This is a genomic window from Mesorhizobium sp. M4A.F.Ca.ET.050.02.1.1, assembly GCF_003997725.1.
GTDB lineage: Bacteria > Pseudomonadota > Alphaproteobacteria > Rhizobiales > Rhizobiaceae > Mesorhizobium.
Genome location: NZ_RZSG01000514.1, coordinates 1 through 4,305 on the forward strand (window position 1 = coordinate 1; position 4,305 = coordinate 4,305).

At 64.8% G+C, this 4,305-nt stretch carries 6 protein-coding genes; 4 read left to right on the forward strand and 2 right to left on the reverse strand.

Translation table 11 applies throughout. From position 1 onward, the window contains the following. Positions 1-841: 5-(carboxyamino)imidazole ribonucleotide synthase (locus EOA33_RS25785; protein WP_127406922.1), on the forward strand; the 841-nt coding region annotated here is incomplete at its 5' end. A 36-nt stretch (positions 842-877) separates the two neighbouring features. On the opposite strand, the gene EOA33_RS25790 is transcribed toward EOA33_RS25785, so the two are convergent. After that, positions 878-1,300, reverse strand: a complete 423-nt coding sequence (locus tag EOA33_RS25790; protein WP_126057924.1) for a lysozyme inhibitor LprI family protein — start codon at positions 1,298-1,300, stop codon at positions 878-880. A gap of 244 nt (positions 1,301-1,544) precedes the next feature. On the opposite strand from EOA33_RS25790, the gene ykgO reads away from it, so the two are divergent. The 3 genes from ykgO to EOA33_RS25805 all read left to right on the forward strand — a co-directional run bounded on the left by ykgO (position 1,545) and on the right by EOA33_RS25805 (position 3,658). Continuing rightward, positions 1,545-1,670, forward strand: a complete 126-nt coding sequence (gene ykgO / locus EOA33_RS25795; protein ID WP_040974291.1) for a type B 50S ribosomal protein L36 — start codon at positions 1,545-1,547, stop codon at positions 1,668-1,670. Positions 1,671-1,834: 164 nt separating this feature from the next. After that, positions 1,835-2,446 carry a hypothetical protein gene (locus tag EOA33_RS25800; protein ID WP_126057923.1) on the forward strand — a complete coding sequence of 204 codons (612 nt, stop codon included), beginning with the start codon at positions 1,835-1,837 and terminating at the stop codon, positions 2,444-2,446. Positions 2,447-2,596: 150 nt separating this feature from the next. Further along, a complete protein-coding gene (locus EOA33_RS25805; protein WP_126057922.1) occupies positions 2,597-3,658 on the forward strand; it encodes an alpha/beta hydrolase in 1,062 nt (353 codons plus the stop codon). A 5-nt stretch (positions 3,659-3,663) separates the two neighbouring features. Here EOA33_RS25805 and EOA33_RS25810 read toward each other — a convergent pair. Beyond that, a partial coding sequence (locus EOA33_RS25810; RefSeq protein WP_245482436.1) for a pyruvate kinase occupies positions 3,664-4,305 on the reverse strand: 642 nt, incomplete at its 5' end.

Sequence of the window (4,305 nt, forward strand, 5' to 3'; positions counted from 1 at the left end):
GGGGGCGGCCGCCAGCACGCTGGCCGCCAAGGTGCCGGTCTACCCGCCGGCGCGCGCCCTCGAAGTGGCGCAGGACCGGCTGGCCGAGAAAAAATTCCTTAACGGCATCGGCATTGCCACGGCCGAGTTTCGCGCAATCGACAATGACGCCGAACTGACGGCGGCGCTGAAGGAATTCGGCGGCAGCGGCATCCTGAAGACCAGGCGCCTGGGCTATGACGGCAAGGGCCAGCGCGTCTTCCGCAATATGGACACCGGTGGCTTTTCCGGCACCTGCGAGGCGATGGGCAACGTGCCGCTGATCCTCGAATCCTTCGTCGCCTTCGAGCGCGAGATCTCGGTGATCGCCGCGCGTGGTCCTGACGGGAGCATCGCCGCCTTCGATCCGGCCGAGAATGTCCATCGCGACGGCATCCTGCACACGTCGACCCTACCGGCAAGAATCAGCCATCAGACGGCGGCGGCGGCGCAGGCCGCGGCGGCAAAGATATTGGCCGCGCTCGATTATGTCGGCGTCATCGGCGTCGAGTTCTTCGTACTTGCCGACGGCTCGCTGCTCGCCAACGAGATGGCGCCGCGCGTCCATAATTCCGGCCACTGGACGGAGGCCGCCGCGACGGTCTCCCAGTTCGAGCAGCATATCCGCGCCGTCGCCGGCCTGCCGCTGGGCACGCCCGGCCGCCACTCGGACTGCGTGATGGAAAACCTGATCGGCGACGACATCAAACGCGTTCCGGCCCTGCTCGCCGAGCCCGACCTGATGTTGCATCTCTACGGCAAGGCCGAATCGCGCCCCGGCCGCAAGATGGGTCATTTCACCCGCGTCAGCCGTCGAAGTTGAGCATGATCTGGAAGCCGGTTGCCGACAACGGCCGGCTTACTGCATATCCTGATCTTCGTCCTCGTCTGGGCTGGCGCAGCTTGCATCGCCTTCCTGGCAGTTGCGGCCGGAAGTGAGCTGTTTGACGCGCTCGTTGGTCAGCTCCGTCAGGCACTGCGAGACCTCCATCGGATGGATGGAGCCGCCCTCGCTGTCCGCCGCGGAATAGGCGCATTCCGCGTCGCGGAACGTGATCCAGGCGCGCTGCGCCGCCTGCAGCATTTTGTTGGACTTCTCGTCGCCATCGCCGACAAGACCCTTGTAGGTTGCATTGAGCTTGGCGTCGGCGGCCTGGTAGTCGGCATCGGCGCAGATATTCATCATCTGCTGGCTGTCGTCGTTGCGGTCGCATTCCTGCGCCCGCGCGGCCGGGGCCGCCGCCAGCACGGCAAGACAGGCGAACAGAAACATCGGGCGCATCAGCGTCTCCAAATCATCTCGCGGGCCGACGGCACCATTCCAGCCCGATCCCGGCCGCGCAATGCCACAGAGCGGAGATGGCGAACATTTGATTGCCAGGCATTTGCGCACGCCATAAAGCATGCTTGCGGTTGACACGGGCAAGCCTCCTCGTTTATGAGCCACGCAAGTTCAAAGGCGCGCTTTTTCGGGCGCGCCTTTAAAATTCGGCCCGGCAGCGGGCCCTGACCGAACAGGCAAGACCATGAAGATCAAGAATTCGCTCAAGGCGCTGAAGGCCCGTCACCGTGACAACCGACTGGTTCGTCGCAAGGGCCGCATCTACATCATCAACAAGACCGCCCCGCGTTACAAGGCGCGTCAGGGCTGAGCCTTGTGCGCGGCTCAGCGCATGTCGCCCAAAAGTGCCGAAGCGGTTTTGGGACAACGACATGCAAAAGAGACCACACCGCGCCCGATGTTTGTCGCCGGCCTGCCGGCTCCTTCACGCTAAAATCACTTTGACGATCCGCCGACCGGGACTAGATTCCGGCGATGCGGATTCGTCTTGCTTTTCTCGCGACCCTTTGCCTGTCCGGCGCGGTCCTGCCGGCCGCCCTCTTGCCGCTCACTGTCTTGCTGGCCTGGGCGGATGATCCGGTCGCTCCCCCCGTCGCCACGACCAGCCAGGCCCGCCTCGACCAGCTATTCACCGACCTGAAGCGCGAGCGCAACGAAAAGGCCGCGACGCGCATAGCCCAGCGTATCTGGAGCGAATGGGCCCAGTCCGGCAGCGCCTCGATCGACCTGATGATGCAATGGTCGCAAAAGGCGATGGAAAACCAGAAATACGACGTCGCGCTCGATTTCCTCGACCAGGTGGTGACCTTGCAGCCGACGTATGCTGAAGGCTGGAACCGCCGCGCCACTGTGCATTTCATGATGAAGAACTACGGTAAGTCGATGTCGGACATCGACCACACGCTGCACCTTGAGCCGCGCCATTTCGGCGCTCTGTCCGGCCTGGCGCAGATCATGGCCGAGACCGGCCACAAGCAGTCGGCCCTTGAAGCCTGGCAGAAGGTGCTCGCCATCTACCCGATGATGCGCAGCGCCCAGGACCAGGTCTCGACGCTGTCGGAGGAGCTTGCCGGCGAAGGCATTTGATTTAGGGGAATAAGGCAGTAGGGCAATATGTGAAGTGCCTCGAGTGGCTCGCCCTACTGCCCTACTGCCCTACTGCCCTACTGCCCTACTGCCCTACTGCCCTACTGCCCTACCCTAGAACTATTTCCGCTCCGTTCCGTATTCTCCATTATGAACCTCGTCTACGCTGTGTTTGCCTTCTTCCTCGCGCTCCTCTTCGCCTTTGCCGGAGTCACCCGAGCAGGTCACTGGCTGATCGAGCGCCGCAATCTGCCTGTCGGCGACTTCGCCGACATCGGCGGCGCGCGCATCCACTATGTCCATGTCCCGGCGCCGGCGAACCCGGAGTTGCCGCCGATCGTCTTCCTCCACGGCGCCAGCGCCAATCTCAAGGATCAGATGCTGCCCCTGCGGCCGCTGCTCGAAGGCCGCGCCGAGATGCTGTTCCTGGATCGGCCCGGATTCGGCTGGTCCGGACGCGGCGACAATGAGACCTTGCCCGCGCAGGCCAACACCATCGCTGCGCTGATGGATCGCCTTGGCATGAAGACGGCGATCATCGTCGGCCATTCCTTCGGCGGCGCGGTCGCCACCGCCTTTGCCCGCAAGCATCCGGACAAGACGCAGGGCCTCGTCTTCCTGTCGCCGGCCAGCCATCCTTGGCCAGGCGGCGCGACTGCCTGGTACTACAATCTGACAGCCATTCCCCTGATCGGTCCGCTGTTTTCCGAGACACTGGCCTATCCAGCGGGAGCGTTGCGCATCGATGCCGCCACCGCCTGCGTCTTTGCCCCCAACAAGGTGCCGGACGGCTACGTCGCCGCCGCCTCGATCCCGCTTGTTCTGCGGCCTGGCGCCTTTCGCGCCAACGCCGCCGACGTGGCGGGGCTCTACAGCTACGCGCGCGATGCCTCGACGCACTACCGCGACATCAAGGCGCCGACCGTGATCATTTCCGGCGATCGCGATAAGGTCGTCTACGCGACCATCCATTCGACCGGCCTTGCCCGCGATATCCCCGGCGCTGAGCTAGTCTGGGTGCATAATCTCGGCCACAAGCCTGACTGGATCGCGGCTGACCTGGTCGTCGGCGGCATCGAGAAGACCGCCGGCAGGGCCATCGACCTGCAGTCGATGGCAAAGGCCGTGGAAGCGCGCATCGCCGGCGACGCGCAAGGCGCCGACGCATGTCCCGACCTCAAGGCACCGGAAGCCGAGCTGGCGCCGACCTGAAACGATCAGGCCGGGCGGCTGCCTTGGGTCTCAGACCCGACATACGCAATGCGCAGCATGTTGGTCGAGCCAGGCGTCCTGAGCGGCACGCCCGCGGTGATGATGACGCGGTCGCCCGGCTTGCCGAAGCCCTCGTCGATTGCGATGCGGCAGGCGCGGTCGACCATGTCGTCGAGGTCGATGGCATCGGGCGACACCACGCAATGCGTGCCCCACAGTAGCGACAGCCGCCGCGCCGTGTTGAGGATCGGCGACAGCGCCACGATCGGCACTTGCGGCCGCTCGCGCGCGGCGCGCAAGCCGGTCGTGCCGGAGGCCGTATAGGTGACGATCGCCGACAGTTTCAGCGTCTCGGCGATTTCGCGCGCGGCAAGCGAAATGGCATCCGCGCCCGTCGCTTCCGGCTCCGAGCGCTGCGCGTTGATGATACCGGCATAGGTCGGATCGGCTTCGACCTTGGTGGCTATGCGGTTCATCATCGCGACGGCCTCGACCGGATAGGCGCCGGCCGCGGACTCCGCGGAAAGCATGATGGCGTCCGCGCCCTCGAACACGGCGATCGACACGTCCGAGACCTCGGCGCGCGTCGGCACCGGCGCGGTGATCATCGATTCCAGCATCTGCGTCGCGATTACCACCGGTTTGCC

What these genes read in the sequence shown, in the direction of transcription:
- EOA33_RS25805 (WP_126057922.1), top strand. Translation starts at nt 2,597, where the DNA reads ATGAACCTCGTCTACGCTGTGTTTGCCTTCTTCCTCGCGCTCCTCTTC.
- EOA33_RS25790 (WP_126057924.1), bottom strand. Translation starts at nt 1,300, where the DNA reads ATGCGCCCGATGTTTCTGTTCGCCTGTCTTGCCGTGCTGGCGGCGGCC.
- ykgO (WP_040974291.1), top strand. Translation starts at nt 1,545, where the DNA reads ATGAAGATCAAGAATTCGCTCAAGGCGCTGAAGGCCCGTCACCGTGAC.
- EOA33_RS25800 (WP_126057923.1), top strand. Translation starts at nt 1,835, where the DNA reads ATGCGGATTCGTCTTGCTTTTCTCGCGACCCTTTGCCTGTCCGGCGCG.